This window comes from Micromonospora sp. NPDC005254 (assembly GCF_042872525.1).
Lineage (GTDB): Bacteria > Actinomycetota > Actinomycetes > Mycobacteriales > Micromonosporaceae > Micromonospora.
In genome coordinates this window covers 301,619-322,965 of the sequence record NZ_JBIAKM010000002.1, presented here as the reverse complement: position 1 = coordinate 322,965, position 21,347 = coordinate 301,619, and the positions used below count along the sequence as shown (strand labels likewise).

Below are 21,347 nucleotides of genomic sequence, written 5' to 3'. Positions count from 1 at the left end.
CCCAGGTCGCGTCGCCCCGCGCCGCGCACCCCCGGCCCGGGTCCGCACCCCGGCCCGGGTCCGCTCCCGCGCAGGCCACCCCTCGTCCCAAGATCCACGCAACTTCCCGGAAGTTGCTTCCGGGGCGTGGGAGGCAGCAACTTCCCTGATGTTGTGCGGATCTTGCCGCAGAGGGCGGCGGGCGAGCGCTGACCGGGCCCCGAGGCGGTCGGAAACGGGAAAGATCTTGACCGCCGCCGGCAGGCGTGGTCGGGTTTCGGGATGGGTGAGCAGTGGCGCGCACAGTTCGACGCGGAGGTGAGCTTCGCCAACGGCGGCGGGCTGCGCACCGAGGGCTTCCGGCTGGACATTCCGGGTCGGGAGATCACCGACGACGATCTGGCGGCGTTGTTCGTCCGGCACCTCGGGCTGCTGATGGTCGCCGAGGTCCGGATCAGCGCGAAGACGATCATCGAGGAGCCGCACAAGGGCGGCCGGGGCGTCGACGCCTCCGGCACCGATCGCCGGCTGGTCGAGCTGAGCCACGTGATCCGCGACGGGATGACCACCCTGCCGGGGTGGCCCGCTCCGCGGCTCACCGACTGGTTGACCTTCGCGGCATCCCGCGAGCGGTACGCGCCGGGCACCGAGTTCCACGTGGCCCGGATCGACATGATCGCCAACACCGGCACGTACGTGGACACTCCCGCCCACCGCTGGTCAGGCGGCGACGACCTGACCGGGGTGTCGCTGGACCGCCTCGCCGACCTGCCCGGGGTGCTGGTCCGCGTACCGGCCGGCACCCGAGCCGTGGACCGGCTGATGCTGGCCCCGTACGAGGTGGCCGGGCGCGCGGTGCTGCTGCACACCGGGTGGGATGCGCATTTCGGCACCGAGCGGTACGGCGGGCCGGAGGCGCCGTACCTGACCGGGGACGCCGCCCAGTCGCTGGTCGACGCCGGCGCGGCCCTGGTCGGCATCGACTCGATCAACATCGACGACATGAGCCCCGCGGCCGGAGGCGTACGCCCCGCGCACAGCATTCTGCTCGCCGCCGGGGTCCCGATCGTGGAGCACCTGACCGGCCTCGGGGCGCTGCCGCCGAGCGGGTTCCGCTTCACCGCGGCCCCACCGATGGTGGCCGGCATGGGCACCTTCCCGGTCCGCGCCTTCGCCGTCGTCAATCCCTGATCCACGCCAACTCTCCGACCCGCGGACCCCGGCCGACGAGCCTGGCGACCGAACCGGCCCAGGTCGGCCGGCACCGGCCGGACGAACCCGCAGAGCCGGGTCGGAGCGATCCGCCGCTCGGGGTGGACCAGGGGTTGGCGAGTGACCAGAATCGAGCCGGGTAGTGACGAGGTCGCCGTGCCAAGGGGGGACGATGCCCGCTGAGGGAGTCGGCAGTGATCCGCGTCGCCACACAACGCCCGCCCGGTGGCGGGTGCTGGGGCATCCGGACGGAATGCTGATCTACCAGGTGCGCTGCATCGTGGAGAACCACGGCTGGACGGAGACGGTCGCGGAGGACCGGCACAAGATCGTCCTGGGGCGCTCCTTCAGGCGCGCACGAAGCGGCCCGCGACAGGTCCGGCCCAGGCGTCGGACCTCCCCGAATAGGCCCGCGTGCCCCGATCCGGCCACCCCGGACGGGTGGCTTCCGGACCAACGGGGACCATCCTTGCGAGAGGCACCCCGGACGGTCTTGAAGAAAATTGCTCACCTTCGCCGCTCGCCGGGAAATGCCGCAAACAGGTTGAATGTCGCCCTAGGCTGACGTGGTGGACGAGGCGCCGGAGGTCCGGGTACGCGACTGGCTCCCCCGCACCGCAGGCCTGCTGCTCGGCACCCTCGCGCTGGCCGCCGCCTTCATCGCCGCGTACGTCGGCGCCCTGCACCAGCCGCACCCCCGGGACGTGCCGGTCGGGGTGGCGACGAGCGACCAGCCCGCGCGCACGGTCCTGGCCGCCGTCCGCGACCGGACCGACAAGATCAAAGCCATCGAGTACGCCGACCCGGGCGCCGCCGACGACGGCCTGACCGGCCGCGAGGTGTACGCAGTGCTCAGCTCCGCCCCCGACGGCGGGCTCGTCCTGACCACCGCCAGCGCCAGCGCGCCGTCCGCCACCGACCTGGTCATCCAGGTGCTCACCAGCGCCGCCCAACAGGCCGGACTGCCGTTGCGGGTGACCGACGAGGTGCCGGTCGCCGGCACCGACCCCCGCGGCCTGGTCCCCTTCTACCTGGCCATCGGGTACGTCCTCGGCGGATACCTGGCCTCGACCGTGCTCGGCATCTCCGCCGGCACCGCCCCGCGCACCCTGCGCCGCGCCGGACTGCGCATCGGGGCGCTCGCCGTCTACAGCGTGGCGCTCGGCATCGTCGGGGCGGTGATCGTCGGCCCGGTGCTGGACGTCTGGCACCACGACCTGCCGGCCGTCGCCGGTGTCGGCATGCTGGCCGCCTTCGCCGCCGCGATGGTCGCCGCCGCGGTCCAGGGCTGGCTGGGCGTGCTCGGCACCGGGCTGGTCATCCTGTTGCTGGTGGTGCTCGGCAATCCGGGCTCCGGTGGCATCTACGCCCCCGAGTTCCTGCCCACCTGGCTGCGCGGGATGCACCGGTGGAACGTGCCCGGCCTGGCCACCGACCTGATCAAGTCGGCCGTGTACTTCGACCGGCGCTCGATCGGCTGGCCGGTGACCGGTCTGGTGCTCTGGGCGGTGCTCGGGCTGGCCGCCCTGCTCGGCGCAACCCGGGTGCGGGGCCGCCGGGCGACCGACCGCGCAAGGCCCTGAAGTGATCTCCGAGGTGTTCCGTGTCACGGCACGGCATGCGGAGAGCCCCTCCTGCCAGCCGGCCCGACGCGGATACCATCCAGGGAGTCGGACAGCGCTGTCCTTCGTACTCACGTAAGGAGCGCATCGTGACCGACCAGCACGACCACGACGGCCCGGACGCCGCGCTGCGCGCTGACATCCGCCGACTCGGCACCCTCCTCGGCCAGACCCTGGCCCGCCAGGAGGGCCGCCCGCTGCTCGACCTCGTCGAGGAGATCCGCGCCCAGGTCCGCTCCGACGTCCCGGCCGCCGCCCAGCGGCTCGGCGGGCTCGACGTGACCACCGGCACCAAGCTGGCCCGCGCCTTCTCCACCTACTTCCACCTGGCCAACATCACCGAACAGGTGCACCGCGCTCGGGACCTGCGTCGCCGCCGCGCCGTGCAGGGCGGTTGGCTGGACCAGGCGGCGAAGATGATCGCCGAGCGGGGGGTGCCGGCCGAGGAGATCGCCGCCGCGGCCCGCCGGCTGGCGGTCCGGCCGGTCTTCACCGCCCACCCGACCGAGGCGGCCCGCCGCTCGATCCTGTCCAAGCTGCGGGCCATCGCCGACGAGCTGGACACCGAGACCGCCAACGCGATCCTCTACGGCGCCAGCGACGAGGGCCCGGCCAACCGCCGGCTGGCCGAGTTGCTGGACCTGATGTGGCAGACCGACGAGCTGCGGCTCGACCGGCCCGACCCGACCGACGAGGCCCGCAACGCCATCTACTACCTGCGCGACCTGTACGCCGAGGCCGCCCCGCAGGTGCTCGACGACCTGGCTGACACGCTGCGCACCCTCGGCGTGGAGACGTCGCCGACGGCCCGCCCGCTGAGCTTCGGCACCTGGATCGGCGGCGACCGGGACGGCAACCCGTTCGTCACCCCGGCGGTCACCCGCGAGGTGCTGACCATTCAGCACGAGCACGGCATCGCGGCCACCGAGAAGGCGATGGACCACCTGATCAACGAGGTGTCGGTGTCCCGCCGACTGCGTGGGGTGTCGCTTGACCTCTCCGCCAGCCTCGCCGCCGACCTCGACGCGCTGCCCGAGGTGGCCCCCCGGTTCCGTCGGGTCAACGCCGAGGAGCCGTACCGGCTCAAGGCACGCTGCGTGAAGGCGAAGCTGGCCAACACCCGGCAGCGGCTCCGCCAGGGCACCGCCCACGTCCCGGGCCGCGACTACCGCGGCTCCGCCGAGCTGATCGCCGACCTGGACCTGCTGCGCGCCTCGCTGGCCCGCAACTCCGGGCAGCTCACCGCCGTCGGCCGGCTGGCCTCCACCATCCGGACGGTCTCCGCGTTCGGCCTGCACCTCGCGACCATGGACGTCCGGGAGCACGCCGAGGCGCACCACGCGGTGCTCGCCCAGCTGTACGAGGCCGTCGGCGAGGTGTCCGACTACCCGGCGTTGAGCCGGTTGGAGCGCACCAAGCTGCTCGCCGACGAGCTGACCGGCCGCCGGCCGCTGTCCACCCTGGACACCCCGCTGACCGAGCCGGCCCGCAAGACGTTCGATGTGTTCAGCACGATCCGCGAGGCGCAGGACCGGTTCGGCACCGAGGTGATCGAGTCGTACATCATCTCGATGACCCTCGGCGTGGACGACGTGCTCGCCGCCGTGGTGCTCGCCCGCGAGGCCGGGCTGGTCGACGTGCACAGCGGCCGGGCCCGGATCGGTTTCGTGCCGCTGCTGGAGACCCCGGGCGAGCTGAACGCCGGCGGCGAGATCCTCGACGAGCTGCTGTCGCTGCCCGCGTACCGGGCGCTCGTCGCGGCCCGGGGCGACGTGCAGGAGGTCATGCTCGGCTACTCCGACTCCAACAAGGAGGCCGGGATCACCACCAGCCAGTGGTCGATCCACCGGGCCCAGCGCGCGCTGCGCGACGTGGCCGCCCGGCACGGCGTACGCCTGCGGCTGTTCCACGGTCGCGGCGGCACGGTCGGACGCGGTGGCGGCCCGACGCACGAGGCGATCCTGGCGCAGCCGTACGGCACGCTTGACGGCGCGATCAAGGTGACCGAGCAGGGCGAGGTGATCTCCGACAAGTACACCCTGCCCTCGCTGGCGCGGGAGAACCTGGAGCTGACCCTCGCCGCGGTGCTCCAGGCGACGCTCCTGCACACCGCGCCCCGGCAGCCGGCCGAGATGCTGGAACGCTGGGACGCGACCATGGACGTGGTCTCCGAGTCGGCGTTCCGGTCGTACCGGTCGCTCGTCGAGGACCCGGACCTGCCGGCGTACTTCTGGGCGTCCACCCCCACCGAGCTGCTCGGCGCGCTGAACATCGGCTCCCGGCCGGCGAAGCGCCCCAACACCGGCGCCGGGCTGTCCGGGCTGCGGGCCATCCCGTGGGTGTTCGGCTGGACGCAGACCCGGCAGATCGTGCCGGGCTGGTTCGGCGTCGGCTCCGGCCTGGCCGCCGCCCGGGAGGCCGGTCTGGCGGACGTGCTCGCCGAGATGCACCGTAACTGGCACTTCTTCCGCACGTTCCTGTCGAACGTCGAGATGATGCTGACCAAGACCGACCTCAGCATCGCCCGCCGGTACGTCGAGACCCTCGTGCCGAAGAAGCTGCACCCGATCTTCGAGCAGATCGAGCGGGAGTACGAGCTGACCAAGCGCGAGGTGCTGGCGGTGACCGCCTCCCCCGCCCTGCTGGAGAACTCGCCGGTGCTCCAGCGCACCCTGGCCGTCCGGGACACCTACCTGGAGCCGCTGCACCACCTTCAGGTGGCGCTGCTGCGGCAGTACCGGGAATCCGGCGCGGCCGGCCGTGCGGTGGCCACCGCCCCGGGTGGCCGACGCGCCCCGAGCGACGGCACGGCCCTGGAGCGGGCGCTGCTCACCACGGTGAACGGCATCGCCGCCGGCATGCGCAACACCGGCTGATCAGGCAGCACGGCAACGGGCCCCGGTCGCCACGACCGGGGCCCGTTGCGCATGTCAGCCAGCGGGTTCAGAGGTCAGCGGCCCGCCGCTCACCAGTCACCGCTCTCAGTCAGCGCCCTCGGCGCTCACCAGTCGCCGCCGCCGAAGTCGCCGCCGCCGAAGTCGCCACCACCGAAGTCACCGCCGCCGAAGTCACCGCCGCCGAAACCTCCGCCACCGAGGTCGCCGGCGGCATAGTCACCGCCGCCGAAGTCGCCCGCCTGGTCGGCGCCACCGAAGTCGCCGCCCTGGTCGCCGTAGTCGCCGCCCTGGTCGCCGTAGTCGCCGCCCTGGTCGCCGGCGTCGCCGCCCTGGTCGCCGGCGTCGCCGCCCTGGCCGTCGGCGTAGTCGGCGCCGTCGCCGAAGCCCTCCTGGTAGCCCTCGTCGTACCCGTATCCCGGGTCGGCGAAGGCCGGCGAGAACAGCGCGTCGGCGATCAACATGCCGCCGAGCACACCGGCCCCCGCGCCCAACGCGGTCTTCCACCACGGCGTCGAATACCAGCCCGCCGGCACCGGCCGACCCTGGTAGCGGCCACCGGGGTAGTAGTAGGGCGTCTGCCGACCGGGCTGCGGGCCGGCCCGGAAGGTCTGCCCCTGCACATCGACCTCGCGCTCCTTGGTGAGCTGCCCGACGCCCCGCGCGGCGGCCAGCGCCGGCACCTCGGGGCCGGGGTCGATCCCCAGCGCGGTCCGCGCCGCCCGGATGTACGCCAGTCCCTCCAGCGCGGTCTCCCGGGCGAGCGCGAACTGGTGCGGCGTACGCGCCTGCTCCAACTGCGAACCCGCCGCGTTGTACCGCTCACCGGCGTCGGCCAACGCCTGACGGACCGCCGGCTCGTCGCCCTGGAGGGTCAACAGCTGACCACCGAGGCGCTCGTACCAGCGGTGCGCCTCGGCGCGGGCGTCGCCCAGCTCCGTACGCCGACGGGCGGTGCCCTGAGCGCGGATGAGCGCCGCGGCACCGAGCGCGCCGACCAGCACGATCGCGAGGCACAGCACAAGTTCCATGTCATCGAACGTACCCCCGGGTGTCACGTCGTACCCGTCTGGCAAGCTCCGGTGATGGACGTCTCGACGCTGCTGGTGGTGATCGTGTGCCTCGGTGCCGGCGGGGCGGTGGGCTGGCTCGCGGCCCGGTCCCGGTCAGCGGCCGACATCGCCAGGCTGGATGCCACCCTGACGGCGACCCGCGAGGGCGAGGGGCGGCTGGAGCAGTCCATGCGGGCGTTGAGCTACGAGGCCACCGCGCAGTCGCAGGAGGCGGTGGCCCGTGCCGTGGCGCCGCTGCACGACAGCCTGCGCCGCTACGAGCAGCGGGTCGCCGAGCTGGAGCACGACCGGGTCGACGCCTACGCCGAGCTGCGCGAGCAGGTCCGCTCGATGAACGCGGTCTCCGGGGAGCTGCGCACCGAGACCAAGCAGCTGGTCGCCGCGCTGCGCGCGCCGCAGGTGCGGGGCCGCTGGGGCGAGCACCAACTGCGCCGGATCGTCGAGGCGGCCGGCATGCTGGAGCACTGCGACTTCTCCGAGCAGGTCACCGCCGCCACCGACGACCAGGTCGTCCGCCCGGATCTGGTGGTCCGCCTGCACGGCGGCCGGTCGGTGGTGGTGGACGCGAAGGCGCCGTTCGACGCGTACCTCACCGCGATGGAGGCCCGCGACGAGCGCGGCCGGGACACCCACCTCGACGCGCACGCCCGACACCTGCGGGGGCACGTCGACGCCCTAGCCGCCAAGTCGTACTGGACGGCGTTCGACAGCTCGCCCGAGTTCGTGGTCCTGTTCGTGCCCGCCGACCCGTTCCTCGACGTCGCGCTCCAACGCGACCCGACGCTGTTGGAGCACGCGTTCGCCCGCAACGTGGTGCTGGCCACGCCGGCCACCCTGGTCGCCCTGCTCCGCACGGTGGCCTACTCGTGGCGGCAGGAGGCCCTGGCTCGCAACGCGGTGGCGGTGCACACCCTCGCCCGGGAGCTGTACGGCCGGCTCTCCACCCTCGGTGACCACGTGGGCAAGCTCGGCTCGTCGCTGGCCGGCGCGGTGACCGCGTACAACCGGGCGGTCGGCTCGCTGGAGGCGCGGGTGCTGGTCAGCGCCCGCAAGCTCGCCGAGCTGGGCGTCTCGGACGACGAGCTGGCGGCCCCCGCCCAGGTCGAGCTGACCCCCCGCCAGCCGCAGGCGCCGGAGCTGCTGGACGACGCCGACCGCTGACCGCTGAGTGGGCGCCGAGGTCGCTAGCGGCGGTTGGCGCTCTCGACGACGAAGGGCGTGCCCTGCTGGCAGGTGGTCATCGTGCCCTTCTCCACCCGGCCGGTGACGGTGACCCGGGTGCCGGCAGCCAGCACGTCCCGCGGGCCGCCCACCAGCAGGTAGCCGTCGAGCAGCAGGCAGTTCGGCTCGACCCCGGCGGTGATCGTGCCGGTGAGTTCGGTGGCGCCGACCGGTGGCGGGACGCTGGGCCCGCCCGGCGACTTGAGCGGCGGGGAGGGCGTGATCGCCGGGGCGGGGCTGCTGGGTGACGCGGGGGTGGGTTGCCCAACCGTTGCCGACGGCGCTCCGGGGGTGGTGGAGCCGTCCGTCCCCCCGCAGGCGCTCAGCGCCGCGCAGACGACCAGGGCGGGGACGACGAGCCGAAAGGTCCTCATGCCGCCTTCGACGCACCGGGACGACGCGGCGTTCCCACAGTGATCCGCGCGCTGGACCACCGGCGGCACGGCCTGCCCGCCGTGATCCGGCACCCGAACGTGCTCAGCCGCGGGTCGCGGCGGCCTTCATGTCCCGCTTCAGCTCCTGCGGAAGCGAGAAGGTCAGCCGCTCGTTGGCGGTGGTGATCTCCTCGACGTCGGCGAACCCGCGTGCGGCCAGATGCGCCAGCACGTCGTTGACCAGGTCCTCCGGGACGCTCGCGCCGGAGGACACCCCGACCGTGCGGGCGTCGGTCAGCCAGGCGTCGTCGATCTCGTGGGCGAAGTCGACCAGGTGACCGGCGCGGGCGCCAGCGTCCAGGGCGACCTCGACCAGCCGGACCGAGTTGGAGGAGTTCGTCGAGCCGACGACGATCACCACGTCGCACTCGGGGGCGATCTCCTTGACGACGTGCTGCCGGTTGGACGTGGCGTAGCAGATGTCGTCGCTGGGCGGGGACTGGAGCAGCGGCAGCCGGGACTTGAGCCGGGCGACCGTCTCCAGCGTCTCGTCCACCGAGAGCGTGGTCTGGGAGAGCCAGACGACCTTCTCCGGGTCGCGAACGGTGACCTTGTCGACGCCGTCCGGGCCGTCCACGAGCTGGATGTGCGCGGGAGCCTCACCGGCGGTGCCGATGACCTCCTCGTGCCCCTCGTGGCCGATCAGCAGAATGTCGTAGTCCTCGGCGGCGAAGCGCTTCGCCTCCTGGTGCACCTTGGTGACCAGCGGGCAGGTCGCGTCGATGGCCTTCAGCGAGCGCTCCCGGGCCTGCTCGTAGACCTCGGGCGCCACTCCGTGCGCCGAGAAGATGACTGTGGCGCCCTCGGGCACCTCCTCGTTCTCCTCCACGAAGATCGCGCCCTGGGCCTCCAGCGTCTGCACGACGTGCTTGTTGTGGACGATCTGCTTGCGCACGTAGATCGGGGCGCCGTAGAGCTTCAGCGCCTCCTCGACGGTCTGCACGGCGCGATCAACACCCGCGCAGTAGCCGCGGGGCTTGGCCAGGAGCACGCGCTTGCCGGTCCGGAGATCAGTCACCCCCCCATCGTACGTGCCCGCCGACAACCCACCACGGCCCACAACCCCCCGCTGCATCCCGTTGATCATGAAGTTATTGCCACGACACGCCGCCACCCAGCGCAATAACTTCATGATCAACGGGATGCAGCGGGGGTGGTCGTAGGGTGGGCGGGTGAGTGGGGTTGGTGGGGACGCTGCGCGGAGCAGCGCGGAGGAGCCTTGGCCGGTTCGGGTCGTCTCGCAGAAGGTCGGGGCGTGGATCGCCAAGCTCGGCTGGGTGTGGGTGGACGGGCAGGTGGCGCAGATCAGCCGCCGTCCCGGGGCCACGACTGTCTTCCTCACCCTGCGTGACCCGTCGGCCGACCTGAGCCTGACCGTCACCACCAACCGCGACGTGCTGGACGCCGGCGCTCCGGAGCTGCGCGAGGGTGCCCGCGTGGTGCTGCACGCCAAGCCGGAGTTCTACGCCGCCCGGGGCACGCTGAGCCTGCGGGCCGACGAGATCCGGCAGGTGGGGCTCGGTGAGCTGCTGGCCCGGCTGGAGAAGCTCAAGAAGCTGCTCGCCGCCGAGGGGCTGTTCGACCGGGCGCGCAAGCGCCGGCTGCCGTTCCTGCCCGGCCGGATCGGACTGATCACCGGCCGCGCGTCGGCCGCCGAGCGGGACGTGCTGACCAATGCCCGGCGGCGCTGGCCGGCCGTGGAGTTCCGGACGGTCAACGTGGCCGTGCAGGGCCCGTCCGCCGTGCCGCAGATCGTCGACGCGCTCAAGGTGCTGGACGCCGACCCGAGCATCGACGTGATCATCATCGCCCGGGGCGGTGGCGGCATCGAGGACCTGCTCCCCTTCTCCGACGAGGCGCTCTGCCGGGCCGTGTTCGGCTGCCGTACGCCGGTGGTCAGCGCGATCGGCCACGAGACGGACGCGCCGCTCGTCGACTACGTCGCCGACCTGCGGGCCTCCACCCCGACCGACGCGGCCAAGCGGGTGGTCCCCGACCTCACCGAGGAGGTACGCCTCATCGGTCAGGCCCGGCACCGACTCGAGCGGGCGGTCCGCAACCTGGTCGACCGGGAGTCCCACCGCCTCGACGGCCTGCGGTCCCGGCCGGTGCTGGCCCGGCCCCAGGTGATGGTGGAGCACCGCGCGACGGAGCTGGCCGGGCTGCGTCAGCGCGCCGGCCGTTGCCTGGACCACCGGCTCGCCGGCGCCGACGACGATCTGCGGCACACCCTGGCCCGGCTGCGCGCCCTCTCCCCCGCCGCCACCCTGGACCGGGGGTACGCGATCGTGCAACGCGCCGACGGGCACGTCGTACGGGCGGCGGCCGAGGTCGGCAAGGGCGACCCGCTGCGGGTCCGCCTCGCCGACGGTGAGCTGGCCGCGACGGTCGACGGCGACGTGGCGACGCGGTGACCCGGTCGGGGGTGTGCTGAGATGGACGCGATGACTGACGACACGAAGGCCGGGCCGGATGAGCGGCTCAGCTACGAGCAGGCCCGCGGCGAACTCGCCTCGGTGGTGGAGCGGCTGGAGGCCGGCGGCACATCCCTGGAGGAGTCGCTGGCGCTCTGGGAGCGCGGCGAGGCACTGGCGGTGATCTGCCAGCGCTGGTTGGACGGCGCTCGGGCGCGGATCGACGCTGCCCGGCAGGACCCCGCGTCCTGACCGCGGACGGGGTGGCCGGAACCGCCGGTGGGGCGGCCGGAGCCACCCCACCGGCGTACGACGGTCAGTTGAACAGGCTGTAGAGCTCGGCCGGCGCCTCGACGACCTGGTCCGCCGGCGGCTTCTGCGCGGCGGTGGCGGAACCGTAGTCGGAGTACGTCATCTTGATCTCCTGGGCGGCGGTCTGCCCAGCGGCCGGGAGCTGCAGCACCAGCTCGCTGAGCCGGCCCTGCGGGTCGACCTTCGCGGTGAACGGGACCGTCTTCGCCTGGGTGCCCAGCGCGGCGATCGTGGCGGCGTTCAGCGAGCCCGCCTCGGCGGCCTTGGTGACGTCGATGGTGCCGGCGTACGTGCCGGTGCCGGTGCTGCGGACCTCGGTGATGCCCTGGGTCAGCACCGCGCTGCCGGCCGGGTCGACCTTCTCGAAGTCGAAGCCGAGGTTCTTGTTGCCCTTGATGCGGGCCTGGTCGAGGTGCTGGTACTTACCGAGGTTGAGCTGCTTGATGGCGGGCAGGCTGTCGGCGGTGGGGCCGGTCAGCTCCAGCTTCACCCAGCTGTCCGGCTTGGCGTGGATCACGTCGAGCTTCATCGCCAGGTCGGAGGAGGGGCCGCCGATGGAGAACTTCATCGCGGCACTCTGACTCGGCTGGTGCACCTGCCCCTCGGCGGTCGAGCCGGCGCCGGAGAGGGTGAACCGGAAGTTGCCGTTGCTGATCTCCTTGGTGGAGTCCAGCAGCGCCTGCTTGGCGTCGCCCGGCACGGGCGTACCGGCGGACGCGCTGGGTACGCCGGACGCGCTCACCGTGGGGGACGCGGTCGATCCAGCGGTGCCGGTCGTACCGCCGGCGCAGGCGGCCAGGGCGGGCGTGAACAGGGCGGCGGCTACCAGGCCGGCACCGAGTCGTCGAACAGTCATACGTGTCTCCCAAGGGGGTCACCCGACGGCCTGGTCGGCGCCGGAAACCGGGCGACGCGGCAGCCCTTCGGCCACGCCGCGCGATCCGGGCCGAGCAGCTCGCCCGGATCACTCCCTCTTTGTTCCCTGTCGACGCGTCCGACAATCGCCCTTGACGTCCGGTTGTTCGCGGTGACCGGTGCGGAAAAGCCGGATCGGGGCGGCCCCTGGGCCGCCCCGATCCGTCGTGCCGACCTACTTGAACAGCTCGTACGTCTCGGCCGAGGCCTCGATGACCTGGTCCGCCGGCGGCTTCTTCGCGCCGGTGCCGGTGCCGTAGCCCGCGTACCCGATCTTGATGTCGTGCGCGGCGGTCTCGCCAGCGGCCGGCACCGAGATGACCAGCTCGGTGAGGCGGCCCTGCGGGTCCAGCTTGGCCGTGAAGGGCAGCGCCTTGGCCTGCGCGCCCAGCGCCTTGACCACGTCCTCGTCGAGGGCGACCGACTCGGTGGAGGCGCTGATGTCGATCTTGCCGGCGTAGGTGCCCTCGCCGGTCTTCTGCACGTCAGTCACGCCCTTGACCAGCGTCTCGCTGTCGACCGGGTCGAGCGTCTCCGGGTCGAGCTGGAGGTCCTTGATGCCCTTGACCTTGGTCTTGTCGAGGTGCTGGTACTTGCCCTTGTTCTTCGCCATCTCGGGCACCATGGCGGCCATGGCACCGCCGATGTCCATCTTCACCCAGCTCTCCGAGTCGATGTAGATGAGGTCCATCTCCATCGACACGTCCTGGGAGGCGTCACCCAGCTTCATGGTCAGCTGCGCGCTGTTGCTGGGCTTGTGCACCAGGCCGCCGCCGGTCAGGTCGGCGCCGGTCAGGGTGAAGGTGAAGTCGCCCTTGGCCGCCTCCTTCGTGGAGGCGAGCAGCGCCTCCTTCGGGTCGGCCGGTACGGCCGGGGCGGACGGGCTGGGCGCAGCTGCCGGCTCGGCAGCGTCGGACTTGCACGCGGCCAGGCCGGGGACGAGCAGGGTTGCGGCGAGGAAGCCGAAGCTCCACCGTCGAATGTTCACTGAGGTCTCACTTCACAGAGATGGACATGGCCCGGCCGCAGCGTGCGGACCGGACCGAGCCGAGGGAGCCTAACGGATACGCCCACCAGCGATGCGGGGGGCGTATCGATGTCGGACTGTCAGCGCAACGCGCCGGCGAGGTCGCGCAGCTCGTTGTCCCGGGCGTCACCGACGACGAGCACCGTGCGGGTCGGTTCCAGCAGCACCAGCGCCTGCTGGTTCCCCCGGGCCGTGTAGCGCTGCCAGGTGCGCCCGGCCAGCTCCGTCGGGCCCTGTGGCTGGCTCTGGTCGGTCAGCTCGGCGGGGAGCAGCTGCTCCGCGGGCACGTTGCTCTGTAGCAGCTGGACACCCCGCCCCTCCGGCGTGAGGTAGCCGATCCGCAGGTTCGCGCCGCCCTCGACGGTCTGGTAGCGGGCGCTGACCGTACGCCAGCCGGAGCCGAGCCCCTGCGGCTCGCTCACCGGGAAAATGTTCGCCGACCGTGCCTGCTCGATCGCCGGGGCCGGATCGACAGTGGTGGCCTGATCGCCGCCGAGGAAACCCCGGTAGAACGCCAGCAGCAGCGCGATCGGGATCAGCAGCACCAACAGCGAGATCGCCATGTCCTTGGGCGACCGCTCGGCCTTGGTCGCCGCCGCTGCCACCCGTGGCGGCGGCGCGGACCGCTCACCGGTCCCGGTGGCGTCGTCGGGCCCACCGGCGGCGTCACCCGGCACCGGCCGGGCCACCGAAGGCTGCACGGACGGGTCCGGCGCCGGCTCACCGCCAGCCTGGGCCGGCTCACCGGCGACGAGGGCCGGCTCATCGGCAGCCGGGGCAGGCTCACCGGCGACAAGGGCCGGCTCGCCGGTGGCCAGCGCCGTCGGGCCGGTCGCGGCGGGCTCGGCGCCGGCGGGTTGGTCGACCGGCGGCTGGCCACCGGGCGGCGTGCGGTCGGCGGGTACGCGGTCGGCAGGCTGTGCGGGTTCCACCCTGCCATCTTCGCAGCCGCCCGACCGGCGGTATCCGGCCCATCACCGCCCCGCGCCGACGCCCGGTCGGCCATCGTGTGAGGATCAGCGACAAAGCCGGCAGCGGGACCGCTCCGCCGCCGGCCGTCCCCGCACCGTCGCGAGGAGGAGCAGCCGTCATGACGAACACCAGGACGCGGATCCCACAGGATCTCGACCGTAACCTGGCCCTCGACCTGGTCCGGGTCACCGAGGCCGCGGCGATGGCAGCCGGCCGCTGGGTCGGCCGGGGCGACAAGGAGGGCGGCGACGGAGCCGCCGTCGACGCCATGCGCAAGCTGATCAACTCCATTCAGATGCGTGGCGTCGTGGTGATCGGCGAGGGCGAGAAGGACAACGCCCCGATGCTCTTCAACGGCGAACACGTCGGCGACGGCACCGGCCCCGAGGTGGACGTCGCGGTCGACCCGGTCGACGGCACCACCCTGATGAGCAAGGGCATGCCGAACGCCCTCGCGGTGCTCGCCGTCTCCGAGCGGGGTGCCATGTTCGACCCGAGCGCGGTCTTCTACATGGAGAAGCTCGCCGTCGGTCCCGCGTACGCCGACGTGATCGACATCAACGCCGGGGTGGCCGAGAACGTGCGCCGGATCGCCAAGGTCAAGGGCACCGACGTGTCCGAGGTGACGGTCTGCGTGCTGGACCGCAGCCGCCACGACGACCTGGTCACCCAGATCCGCCGGACCGGGGCGGGCATCCGGTTCATCTCCGACGGCGACATCGCCGGCTCCATCGCGGCGGCCCGGGGCGAGTCGGACGTCGACGTGCTGATGGGCATCGGCGGCACGCCGGAGGGCATCATCTCGGCCTGCGCGTTGAAGTGCATGGGCGGGGCGATGCAGGCCAAGCTCTGGCCGCGCGACGACGAGGAGCGGGAGAAGGCGCTCGCCGCCGGGCACGACCTGGACCGGGTGCTCAGCACCGACGATCTGGTCACCGGGGACAACTGCTTCTTCGTGGCGACCGGGGTCACGTCCGGGGACCTGCTGCGCGGGGTGCGGTACCGGGCCGGCGGCGCGTACACCCAGTCGATCGTGATGCGCTCGAAGAGCGGCACCATCCGGGTGATCGACTCGTACCACCGGCTGGAGAAGCTGGCGCTCTACTCCGCCATCGACTTCGACGGTCGACCGCTGGCCGAGCAGGAGTGACCACCACCGGCACCGCGACACCGCAGACCCTCTCCGCGACCCGTCGGACCGCCGGTGTCGCGCTGGCGTCGGTCTCCGGGGTCGCGGTGGCGGTGCAGTCCCGCATCAACGGCGAGTTGGGCGTACGCCTGGCCGACGGCTTCGCCGCCGCGGTGGTCTCGTTCGGGTTGGGCCTGCTGGTGCTGCTCGTGCTGGTGCCCGCCACCCCCGGCGGGCGACGGGGGCTGGTCACGCTGCGGCGTGCCCTCGCGGCCGGCGCGCTGCGGCCGTGGCAGTGCCTGGGCGGCATGTGCGGCGCTTTCCTGGTGGCCTCGCAGGGGCTCACCATCGGCACGTTGGGCGTGGCGGTCTTCACCGTGGCCGTGGTCGCCGGCCAGTCCGGCAGCAGCCTCGCCGTGGACCGGGCCGGCATCGGCCCGACCGGCCGGCAGCCGATCACCCGGCAACGGCTGGCCGGCGCGGTCCTCACCGTCCTGGCGGTCGGCCTGGCGGTCGGTGACCGGCTGAGCGCGCCGGGCGCGCTGGCGCTGGCCCTGCTGCCGCTGCTGGCGGGGGTGGGCACCGCCTGGCAGCAGGCCGTCAACGGCCGGGTCCGGGCGGCGGCCGACCACACGCTGACCGCCACGCTCGTCAACTTCGCCGTGGGTGCGGCCACCCTGCTCGTCGCGTTCGCCATCGACCTCGCCGTACGAGGCTGGCCGACCGGACACCTGCCGAGCGAGCCGTGGCTCTATCTGGGCGGCCCGATCGGCATCGTGTTCATCGCGATCGCCGCGGCGATCGTGCGGTTCACGGGTGTGCTGCTGCTCGGCCTGGCCACCATCGCCGGTCAGATCGTGGGGGCGGTCCTGCTGGACCTGGTGCTGCCCACCGCGGCCTCGCACCCCGGCGTGAACACCCTGCTCGGGGCCGCGCTGACCATGGTGGCCGTGCTGATCGCCGCGCTGGCACCACCCGCCCGCCGCTGACCGGTTGTCACTCCACGAGGTCTGGCCGGTTGGCGGCGATCCACTTCTCTACGTCACGCCGACGCCACACCTTCCCCATGACCAACTGCGCAACGGGATCAGGGAAGCCCTTCTTGTTAGCGATGATGTTCGCTCGCTGACGGGAGATACCACCGAGCATCGCCCGTATCTCCGCAAGCCCAACGAGGTCCATACCTTGACGGTAGGCAACTGCCTGTGTTATCGCTCGACCAACGTTTCGAGTAGTCGGCTCGGGTCGTTGACTCGCGACAACTGCCGCGAGACTATGGTGAGCATGTCGTCGCGCACCGCAACGCCTGCTCATCGCCTTCCGATCGCCGCTGGGCACGCGCCCGTCCGCCCGATCTGGGTCTGTCGGCGCGGCTGCGGAACCTGGCCGTGCCCGGCCGCCCGGCTGACCCTGCGAGCGGTGTACGACGACGACCCGGTCGGGCTGGCCGTCGAGATGGCGGGTTACCTGTTCGACGCGACCGGGGACCTGGTGCGGCTCAACCCCGACGAGATGCCCGGACCAGAGGCGTTGTTCACTCGGTTCGTCGGGTGGACCAGGCGCACACCGTTCACATAAGTGATCGATTCCAAGGGCCTGACCGTCGAACGCCCGTTGATCGGGGACCTGTTCGCGGCGAGTTGACCTCCGCTGACCACAGGGACCGGATGCTCCCGGGCGGCACCGACCTCGGGCCGCTTCACCCGCCATCGCTGGCGATCTTGGACACTTTCCGTTAGCTGCTAACGGAAAGTGTCCAAGATCTACCCGGTCAACTGCCTCCCGCCCTGACACAACCCGCCCGCCGATACGTCCAGGGCCGCATCAGGCGTCAGCGGAGCGGAACCCGCGGCGGCAGGGGTTGATGGGGCGGATAGGCCGGCGTGCCACGCCGGTTCTTTTCACGAGCCGGGTCGGCCAGCTTGGCGAGCCGGACGGCCAGCACGAGTCCCGGCACGGTGGCCAGCAGGGCCAGCGCGACCGCCACCCGGATCTGTGCCGGGTTGCCGTTCAGCCAGCCGGCCAACGGCAGTCCGGCCAGGATCGCGGTGAGCAGGAGGTCGCCCGCGGTCCACCCGACCCAACGGCCCGGCGCGCTGCCGAGCCACGGGACGAGGAGCAGCACCGCCACCGCCAGCGCGGCCAACGGCACGACGCCGACCAGCACCGCCAACACGGTGCTCATGTCGTCGTGGCGGGACCAGGTGGCCTCCAGCACCATCCCCGCCAGCAGTATCGTCAGCGCACCGGCGATCCCCCACCAGCGACGACCGCCGCCACGGCGGATCGCCAGGTGACCGGCGACCACGGCGACCACGCAGCCGAGCAGCAGCGCGAGCACGATGGCGAGCAGCAGATCCGTCTCGCGTTGCACCGGTCCGCCGTCGTCCAGCGGAGGCAGTTCGTCCGCGCCGATCAGTCCGCTGTGCTCGCCGAGGAAGCCGTCCCGCCGCCACCCGCCGTCCGCCAGACGGCGCAGGAATCCGTCCCGACCGTTGGCGACCAGCACCTCGTGGCCGCCGCCGGCATGCGGATAGACGGTCAACTCCCGTGAGGAGAAGTGCTGGCGGACGTCGCCGGGGCTCGGGTACCGGCGGGCCAGCTCCTCGCGCTGCCCGTCCGACACCTCCCAGGCCACCTGCCAGGTCACGCCGGCGTCGTCGCTCTGCTCCACCCGTAGATGCCCGCTGGCCACCCGGTAGCAGCGCCGGGGCTCGTCCGGTGCGCACGCCTGCCGGCGCGATGGGTCCTGGGCGTCCAGTCGTTCCGTCTCGCCGTCGGTGGCGAGCCGCCAGGTGGTCGCCCCATCGTCGCTGACCGACCACTGGCCGTCGGCCGGTTCGTCCGGCCAGCTCGTGCCGGAGCCGTCGCCGACCGAGATCGCCGGGTGGCCGTCGAGCGTCGTCGTACCGAGCGCGTAGGGGTAGCGGACCGCGCTGGTGGCGGCCACCGCCAGCACCGCCGGTGGCAGGACCACCAGCAGCCGGACCAGCCGAGCCGTCCGGCGCCGCACCGGTCGCCGCCGGGCCCGCGTCCACGCCCACCACGACACGCCGAGCGCCGGTAGGGTGAGCAGATCGGTCCCATCGGCCCGGACCAGGGACGGCCCCGCCAGCGCGGTCCACGCCGAGGAGGCCAGCTCAGCGGCGTACCCACTGGATTTCACCATCGCGAACCCGGCACCCACCGCGACCAGGCCGACCCACGCGGCCGCCCGGGCCGGCAGCCGCGGCATCAGCAGCGTCAACAGCACCGCCACCAGCGGCGGGGCGAGCACCAGGCCCGCGACGTCGCTCAGCTTGCCGGTGAGCAGGCCGGGAAACGCCGCCTTCAACACGTGGTCGTTGACCAGCAGCACGACCAGGGCCAGGAGAGTGGCCGGGTGGCAGAGCCACGCCAGCGTCGTGGGTGCGCCGTCACGCGATGTCTCGGGCCCCGTCATAACCTCAGGATCGACCCGGCGCGTCTCGGTCCGGACACGCGCCGGTGTGTGTCCGATACCGACGGTCAGCCCGCGTCGGAGGAGTGCCCGGGGAACAGGTGCGCGTCCGGGTCGATGGCCACCGCCGCGTTGTTGACCGCCGTCGCGGCCTCCCCGAAGCCGGTGGCGATCAGGCGCACCTTGCCCGGGTACTCGGTGATGTCGCCGGCCGCGAAGACCCTCGGCAGGTTCGTCGCCATGGCGCTGTCCACCAGGATGTGCCGGCGGTCCAGCTGAAGGCCCCACTCGGCGAGCGGGCCCAGGTCGGCGGTGAAGCCGAGGGCGGCGACCACCGTGTCCACCGGAAGGGTCTCGGTCGCGCCACCGCGTACGGTCACCTCGGCTCCGGTCACCGTGGCGTCCCCGATCAGGCGGGTGACCTCGGCGTTGACCACCACCCGCACCGGCAGCGACAGCACCCGGGCGACAGTCGAGGCGTGTGCCCGGAACTTCTCCCGCCGGTGCACCAGGGTCACCGAGCGGGCCAGCGGTTGCAGGGCCAGCGCCCAGTCGAAGGCGGAGTCGCCGCCGCCGACGATGAGCACGTCCCGGTCGGTCAGCTCGGCCGGGTCGGTGACGAAGTAGACGATGCCGGCGCCGGGAGCGCCGTCGGCGCAGGGCAGTGGCCGTGGGCTGAAGCTGCCGAGCCCGCCGGTGACCACGACCGCGCCGCAGCCGAGCTGCTCGCCGCCGGCCAGGCCGAGCACCGGCCGGTCATCGGCGTACGACAGCTTCTCGGCCCTCGTGCCGAGCAGGTACTGCGGGCCGAAGGGCGCCGCCTGGGCGACCAGGTTGGCGACCAGGTCGCGGCCCTTCACGGCGGGGAAGCCGGCCACGTCGAGGATCAGCTTCTCCGGGTACATGGCGGTGACCTGGCCGCCCGGCTCCGGAAGCGCGTCGATCACCGCCACGGACAACCCTCGGAACCCGGCGTAGTACGCGGCGAAGAGGCCGGCTGGACCGGCCCCGATCACGGCGACATCGACCTCGCGCATGGCGTACCGTCGCTTTCCGCTCACGGATCAACGCTTGCTGATCTCGACGGTAGGCGGGGCGCAGCGGTCCGGCAAGCATGTCCCAGGGGCGCGCCGAGGAGCAGGTCAGGGCAGGCTGAGGGTGGACCCCGAGTAGTCCGGGCCGTCCACGGCCGGCCGACGACGGCGGAACAGGATCGCCGCCACCACGCCACCGAGCAGCCCGAACAGGTGGCCCTGCCAGGAGATCCGCTCGTCGGTGGGGAGGATGCCGACCAGTTGCCAGCCGTAGAGCAGACCGACGAGCAGGAAGACGGCGAAATTCCACCAACTGCGCTCGACGATGCCGCGGGTGAGCAGGATGCCCAGGTAACCGAAGATCACCCCGCTGGCGCCGACCACCACCGAGTTGGGCGAGCCGGTGAACCAGACCCCGAGCCCGCTGACCAGGATGATGATCAGGGTCGACCAGAGGAACCGGCGGGCACCGGCGGCCAGCACGAAGGTGCCCAGCAGGATCAGCGGGATGCTGTTGCTGTAGAGGTGGTCGAAGCCGTGGTGCAGGAACGGGGAGAAGAAGACCCCGTCCAGGCCGTCGATACGGTGCGGGATGATGCCGGCGGTCGCGTCCAGGCCGAACGCGAGCCCCTGGTCGACGGCTTCGATGAGGAAGAGGAACGGGACCACCGCGCACATGGCGACGAAGGCCCGGCCGAGCGCGGCGTAGAACGCCTCGGTGCCGAACCGGTAGGGGTCGCCGTTGGGCGGGTGCAGGGTCACCCCCCAACTGCTATCAGCAAAAGGGGCCGACCGCCACTCGCGTCCCGCCCACGCACCGGGCGTACGCACGACGGCGGGGCGGGTGGTCGCCCACCCGCCCCGCCGTTCGGCGACGTCAGTAGTTGCCGTTGTTCTGGAAGTTGCTCCAGGCGCCACAGGGCGTCTTGTACTTGCCCTTGATGTAGCCCAGCCCCCACTTGATCTGGGTCGCCGGGTTCGTCCGCCAGTCGTCCGCGATCGCGCCCATCTTGCTGCCCGGCAACGACTGCGGGATGCCGTACGCGCCGGAGGAGGAGTTGCTGGCCTTGTGGTTCCAGCCGCTCTCCTTGGTCCAGAGCTTCTCCAGGCAGGGGAACTCGGCGATGCCGAAGCCCGCCTCGATCATCAGCGCACAGCCGATCTTGCGGTTGCCGCTGTACTCCTCGCAGGACGCCGGGATCCGCCCCTCGTACGGCTTGGCGACCTCGTTGGCGGCGGCCTCGCGCTCGCGCTTGCGCGACGCCGCGGCGGCCTCGGCGCGGCGGGCCCGCTCGGCGGCCTCCTTGGCGGCCTGAGCCGCCCGCAGCTTGGCCTGGTACTCGGCGGCCCGCTGCCGGGCGAACGCGATCTGGTGGCTGGCCTGGCGCTCGCGCTGGTAGGCGAAGTCGATCCGGTCGACCTCGACGCTCTCCTGCGCGGCCAGTCCCTGTTGCTGGGTTTCCCGGTCTTGGCCCAGATAGAAGCCACCGGCTACGCCCACGGAGAGCAGCGCGACAGCGGCCGTACGGGCGCCCAACCGGCTCCACAGCCGACTCACGAAGTGGTCCCTTCGTTGGGGGCAAGGACACGACGCGGCGCCAGGCCAGGTGGCCCTCAGCCGTGCCGTGAGCGCCCCGACCGGTGAGCCGGTCGCGCCGACGCACCGACCG

Annotated in this window: 20 protein-coding genes; 9 read left to right on the top strand and 11 right to left on the bottom strand. The window is 72.5% G+C overall.

Features of this window, described 5'->3' with window-relative positions:
* The first annotated feature begins 261 nt into the window (after positions 1 to 261).
* The 3 genes from ACFYPR_RS07140 (at position 262) to ppc (ending at position 5,689) form a co-directional block, all read left to right on the top strand.
* Positions 262 to 1,170 (top strand): cyclase family protein, encoded by a 909-nt coding sequence (locus ACFYPR_RS07140; protein WP_387258928.1) that lies wholly within the window; start codon positions 262 to 264, stop codon positions 1,168 to 1,170.
* A 590-nt stretch (positions 1,171 to 1,760) separates the two neighbouring features.
* Positions 1,761 to 2,774: a hypothetical protein gene (locus ACFYPR_RS07135; RefSeq protein ID WP_355132827.1), complete on the top strand. Its 1,014-nt coding sequence runs from the start codon at positions 1,761 to 1,763 to the stop codon at positions 2,772 to 2,774.
* A gap of 128 nt (positions 2,775 to 2,902) precedes the next feature.
* Complete coding sequence (gene ppc / locus ACFYPR_RS07130; protein ID WP_354854130.1) at positions 2,903 to 5,689, top strand: phosphoenolpyruvate carboxylase; 2,787 nt, start codon at positions 2,903 to 2,905, stop codon at positions 5,687 to 5,689.
* 125 nt (positions 5,690 to 5,814) lie between these two features.
* Here ppc and ACFYPR_RS07125 read toward each other — a convergent pair whose 3' ends face one another.
* The gene (locus ACFYPR_RS07125; RefSeq protein WP_387258926.1) at positions 5,815 to 6,738 is read right to left on the bottom strand and encodes a hypothetical protein; all 924 of its coding nucleotides are present in this window, start codon (positions 6,736 to 6,738) and stop codon (positions 5,815 to 5,817) included.
* A 54-nt stretch (positions 6,739 to 6,792) separates the two neighbouring features.
* On the opposite strand from ACFYPR_RS07125, the gene ACFYPR_RS07120 reads away from it, so the two are divergent.
* Positions 6,793 to 7,941: a DNA recombination protein RmuC gene (locus tag ACFYPR_RS07120; protein WP_355062944.1), complete on the top strand. Its 1,149-nt coding sequence runs from the start codon at positions 6,793 to 6,795 to the stop codon at positions 7,939 to 7,941.
* A 23-nt stretch (positions 7,942 to 7,964) separates the two neighbouring features.
* Here the strand turns inward: ACFYPR_RS07120 and ACFYPR_RS07115 are convergent, their stop codons facing one another.
* Positions 7,965 to 8,375: a hypothetical protein gene (locus ACFYPR_RS07115; protein WP_354854125.1), complete on the bottom strand. Its 411-nt coding sequence runs from the start codon at positions 8,373 to 8,375 to the stop codon at positions 7,965 to 7,967.
* A 103-nt stretch (positions 8,376 to 8,478) separates the two neighbouring features.
* The gene (locus ACFYPR_RS07110; protein ID WP_387258924.1) at positions 8,479 to 9,510 is read right to left on the bottom strand and encodes a 4-hydroxy-3-methylbut-2-enyl diphosphate reductase; all 1,032 of its coding nucleotides are present in this window, start codon (positions 9,508 to 9,510) and stop codon (positions 8,479 to 8,481) included.
* 97 nt (positions 9,511 to 9,607) lie between these two features.
* Between ACFYPR_RS07110 and xseA the strand changes: the two genes are divergently transcribed.
* Positions 9,608 to 10,849: an exodeoxyribonuclease VII large subunit gene (xseA, locus tag ACFYPR_RS07105; RefSeq protein WP_354854122.1), complete on the top strand. Its 1,242-nt coding sequence runs from the start codon at positions 9,608 to 9,610 to the stop codon at positions 10,847 to 10,849.
* A 30-nt stretch (positions 10,850 to 10,879) separates the two neighbouring features.
* A complete protein-coding gene (locus ACFYPR_RS07100) occupies positions 10,880 to 11,101 on the top strand; it encodes an exodeoxyribonuclease VII small subunit (RefSeq protein WP_354854120.1) in 222 nt (73 codons plus the stop codon).
* Between the two features lie 64 nt (positions 11,102 to 11,165).
* Here the strand turns inward: ACFYPR_RS07100 and ACFYPR_RS07095 are convergent, their stop codons facing one another.
* The 3 genes from ACFYPR_RS07095 to ACFYPR_RS07085 form a co-directional block, all read right to left on the bottom strand.
* Entirely contained in the window at positions 11,166 to 12,017 is an 852-nt protein-coding gene (locus ACFYPR_RS07095; protein WP_354854118.1) for a hypothetical protein, read from the bottom strand.
* 234 nt (positions 12,018 to 12,251) lie between these two features.
* Positions 12,252 to 13,064 carry a hypothetical protein gene (locus ACFYPR_RS07090; protein WP_354854116.1) on the bottom strand — a complete coding sequence of 271 codons (813 nt, stop codon included), beginning with the start codon at positions 13,062 to 13,064 and terminating at the stop codon, positions 12,252 to 12,254.
* Between the two features lie 119 nt (positions 13,065 to 13,183).
* Positions 13,184 to 14,035, bottom strand: a complete 852-nt coding sequence (locus tag ACFYPR_RS07085) for a DUF4245 family protein (protein ID WP_363938963.1) — start codon at positions 14,033 to 14,035, stop codon at positions 13,184 to 13,186.
* A 158-nt stretch (positions 14,036 to 14,193) separates the two neighbouring features.
* Here ACFYPR_RS07085 and glpX point away from each other — a divergent pair, with 158 nt between their 5' ends.
* A complete protein-coding gene (gene glpX, locus ACFYPR_RS07080; RefSeq protein WP_354854110.1) occupies positions 14,194 to 15,225 on the top strand; it encodes a class II fructose-bisphosphatase in 1,032 nt (343 codons plus the stop codon).
* Positions 15,222 to 16,193 (top strand): DMT family transporter, encoded by a 972-nt coding sequence (locus tag ACFYPR_RS07075; protein WP_387258923.1) that lies wholly within the window; start codon positions 15,222 to 15,224, stop codon positions 16,191 to 16,193. Before glpX ends, ACFYPR_RS07075 begins: the two co-directional genes overlap by 4 nt.
* Before the next feature lie 7 nt (positions 16,194 to 16,200).
* On the opposite strand, the gene ACFYPR_RS07070 is transcribed toward ACFYPR_RS07075, so the two are convergent.
* A complete protein-coding gene (locus tag ACFYPR_RS07070; RefSeq protein ID WP_355062935.1) occupies positions 16,201 to 16,386 on the bottom strand; it encodes a hypothetical protein in 186 nt (61 codons plus the stop codon).
* A gap of 237 nt (positions 16,387 to 16,623) precedes the next feature.
* Here ACFYPR_RS07070 and ACFYPR_RS07065 point away from each other — a divergent pair, with 237 nt between their 5' ends.
* Positions 16,624 to 16,782, top strand: a complete 159-nt coding sequence (locus ACFYPR_RS07065; protein ID WP_355062933.1) for a hypothetical protein — start codon at positions 16,624 to 16,626, stop codon at positions 16,780 to 16,782.
* Between the two features lie 253 nt (positions 16,783 to 17,035).
* Here ACFYPR_RS07065 and ACFYPR_RS07060 read toward each other — a convergent pair whose 3' ends face one another.
* The 4 genes from ACFYPR_RS07060 to ACFYPR_RS07045 form a co-directional block, all read right to left on the bottom strand.
* Positions 17,036 to 18,646, bottom strand: a complete 1,611-nt coding sequence (locus tag ACFYPR_RS07060) for a hypothetical protein (protein ID WP_387258922.1) — start codon at positions 18,644 to 18,646, stop codon at positions 17,036 to 17,038.
* 65 nt (positions 18,647 to 18,711) lie between these two features.
* Positions 18,712 to 19,680 (bottom strand): NAD(P)/FAD-dependent oxidoreductase, encoded by a 969-nt coding sequence (locus ACFYPR_RS07055; protein ID WP_387179341.1) that lies wholly within the window; start codon positions 19,678 to 19,680, stop codon positions 18,712 to 18,714.
* Between the two features lie 105 nt (positions 19,681 to 19,785).
* Positions 19,786 to 20,439, bottom strand: a complete 654-nt coding sequence (locus tag ACFYPR_RS07050) for a rhomboid family intramembrane serine protease (RefSeq protein WP_355132813.1) — start codon at positions 20,437 to 20,439, stop codon at positions 19,786 to 19,788.
* A 115-nt stretch (positions 20,440 to 20,554) separates the two neighbouring features.
* A complete protein-coding gene (locus tag ACFYPR_RS07045; protein ID WP_354854098.1) occupies positions 20,555 to 21,235 on the bottom strand; it encodes a lytic transglycosylase domain-containing protein in 681 nt (226 codons plus the stop codon).
* Positions 21,236 to 21,347: the final 112 nt, after the last annotated feature.

What these genes read in the sequence shown, in the direction of transcription:
- ACFYPR_RS07140 (WP_387258928.1), top strand. Translation starts at nt 262, where the DNA reads ATGGGTGAGCAGTGGCGCGCACAGTTCGACGCGGAGGTGAGCTTCGCC.
- ACFYPR_RS07125 (WP_387258926.1), bottom strand. Translation starts at nt 6,738, where the DNA reads ATGGAACTTGTGCTGTGCCTCGCGATCGTGCTGGTCGGCGCGCTCGGT.
- ACFYPR_RS07120 (WP_355062944.1), top strand. Translation starts at nt 6,793, where the DNA reads ATGGACGTCTCGACGCTGCTGGTGGTGATCGTGTGCCTCGGTGCCGGC.
- ACFYPR_RS07115 (WP_354854125.1), bottom strand. Translation starts at nt 8,375, where the DNA reads ATGAGGACCTTTCGGCTCGTCGTCCCCGCCCTGGTCGTCTGCGCGGCG.
- ACFYPR_RS07110 (WP_387258924.1), bottom strand. Translation starts at nt 9,510, where the DNA reads ATGCAGCGGGGGGTTGTGGGCCGTGGTGGGTTGTCGGCGGGCACGTAC.
- ACFYPR_RS07100 (WP_354854120.1), top strand. Translation starts at nt 10,880, where the DNA reads ATGACTGACGACACGAAGGCCGGGCCGGATGAGCGGCTCAGCTACGAG.
- ACFYPR_RS07095 (WP_354854118.1), bottom strand. Translation starts at nt 12,017, where the DNA reads ATGACTGTTCGACGACTCGGTGCCGGCCTGGTAGCCGCCGCCCTGTTC.
- glpX (WP_354854110.1), top strand. Translation starts at nt 14,194, where the DNA reads ATGACGAACACCAGGACGCGGATCCCACAGGATCTCGACCGTAACCTG.
- ACFYPR_RS07070 (WP_355062935.1), bottom strand. Translation starts at nt 16,386, where the DNA reads ATGGACCTCGTTGGGCTTGCGGAGATACGGGCGATGCTCGGTGGTATC.
- ACFYPR_RS07060 (WP_387258922.1), bottom strand. Translation starts at nt 18,646, where the DNA reads ATGACGGGGCCCGAGACATCGCGTGACGGCGCACCCACGACGCTGGCG.
- ACFYPR_RS07055 (WP_387179341.1), bottom strand. Translation starts at nt 19,680, where the DNA reads ATGCGCGAGGTCGATGTCGCCGTGATCGGGGCCGGTCCAGCCGGCCTC.